At 71.7% G+C, this 2051-nt stretch carries 1 protein-coding gene; it reads left to right on the top strand.

Features of this window, described 5'->3' with window-relative positions; genetic code table 11:
* The first annotated feature begins 401 nt into the window (after positions 1-401).
* Positions 402-1979, top strand: coding sequence for a carbohydrate binding domain-containing protein (locus ACFRAR_RS12455; RefSeq protein WP_380697600.1), 1578 nt, complete (start codon positions 402-404; stop codon positions 1977-1979).
* Positions 1980-2051 lie beyond the last annotated feature (72 nt).

Below are 2051 nucleotides of genomic sequence, written 5' to 3'. Positions count from 1 at the left end.
GGGGGGGGGGGGGGGGGGGCGCCGCCCGGGGGGGGGGGGGGGGGGTCCCACAGCCCCCCGGGCGGCCCGTCCGCGTTCGCGCCCTCCGACGGAATTGGTCCAGACCTAAATGGTCCAGACCTATTGACGTGCCTTGCCGCCCCTCCTACGATCCGGACCGGCACAGCCCCACATGTCCCCACCTCACCCAGAGCCAGGCGTCGCGCCCCCACGCGTCGTCATATCCCAGACGCCCGGCGGGAAGAGAGCACCGCATGTTCCGTCGTAGGTCGCGTACTCCACGCCAGTCGGGCCAGGCCCGCCCCGGTCCGCAGCGGGCGGTCGTCGAGCGCGCAACGCAGGTCCACCGGACCGGACAGGTCGGGCGCGGGTCGAGCGTCCTGAGCCGCACCCTCGCCGGGGTGAGCGCCGCCGCCGTCATCGGGGCGGGCATCGCCGTGGCCGGTACCGTCACGGCCGGGGCCGCCACCCCCAACCTGGTGAACAACCCCGGGTTCGAGAACGGGCTCTCCGGCTGGAACTGTTCCGGCGGCACCGGCGCGGTGGTCGGCAGCCCGGTCCACTCCGGCAGCTCCGCGCTCCGGGCCACGCCCACCGGCCAGGACACCGCCCAGTGCACCCAGACCATCAGCGTGCAGCCCAACTCCCAGTACACGCTGAGCGCCTACGTCCAGGGCAGCTACGTCTACCTGGGCGCCACCGGTACCGGCGCGGGCAGCGACCCGTCCACCTGGACGGCCAACAGCGCGTCCTACAGCCAGCTCAGCGTCGGCTTCACCACCGGGGCGAACACCACCTCGGTGACCATCTTCCTGCACGGCTGGTACGGGCAGCCGGCGTTCTACGCGGACGACGTGTCGCTCGCCGGCCCCGGCGGCAGCAGCCCCAGCCCCACGGTGACCACCCCGCCGCCGACCTCGCCGCCGCCCACCAGCCCGCCGCCCACGACGCCGCCGCCGACCTCGCCGCCGCCGACCACCCCGCCGCCCACCAGCCCGCCGCCCACCACGCCGGCGCCGGGTGACACCTGCCCGACGAAGCCCAAGCCGTCCGGCAAGGTCCTCCAGGGCTACTGGGAGAACTGGGACGGCGCCTCCAACGGCGTCCACCCCGGCATGGGCTGGGTCCCGATCACGGACAGCCGGATGGCCGCGCACGGCTACAACGTCATCAACGCCGCCTTCCCGGTGATCCTCTCGGACGGCACCGTGCTGTGGCAGGACGGCATGGACACCAACGTCAAGGTCTCCACCCCGGCCGAGATGTGCCAGGCCAAGGCCGCCGGCGCGACGATCCTGATGTCGATCGGCGGCGCCGCCGCGGGCATCGACCTCAGCTCCAGCACCGTCGCCGACAAGTTCGTCGCCACCGTCGTCCCGATCCTCAAGAAGTACAACTTCGACGGGATCGACATCGACATCGAGACCGGCCTGTCCGGCAGCGGCAACATCAACACGCTGTCCGCCTCCCAGGCCAACCTGATCCGCATCATCGACGGCGTGCTGGCCCAGATGCCGGCCGGCTTCGGCCTGACGATGGCCCCCGAGACCGCGTACGTCACCGGCGGCAGCGTCAACTACGGCTCGATCTGGGGCGCCTACCTGCCGATCGTCAAGAAGTACGCCGACAACGGGCAGCTGTGGTGGCTGAACATGCAGTACTATAACGGGAGCATGTACGGCTGCTCCGGTGACTCCTACCAGGCCGGCACCGTGCAGGGCTTCACCGCCCAGACCACCTGCCTGAACAACGGCCTGACCATCCAGGGCACCACCATCAAGGTCCCCTACGACAAGCAGGTGCCCGGCCTGCCGGCCCAGCCCGGTGCGGGCGGTGGCTACATGGACCCGGGCCTGGTCAGCCAGTCCTGGAGCGCCTTCAGCGGTTCGCTGAAGGGCCTCATGACCTGGTCGATCAACTGGGACGGCTCCCGGAGCTGGACCTTCGGCGACAACGTCAAGCGCCTTCAGGGGCGTTGAGGCGTCGCTGACCTCCCGCTGACCCCTCGTTGACGCCACCGCGCCCCGGGCTCCGGCCCGGGGCGCGGTGGC

Source organism: Kitasatospora sp. NPDC056651 (assembly GCF_042792155.1).
Taxonomy (GTDB): domain Bacteria; phylum Actinomycetota; class Actinomycetes; order Streptomycetales; family Streptomycetaceae; genus Kitasatospora.
This window is presented reverse-complemented; position numbering and strand designations above follow the sequence as displayed.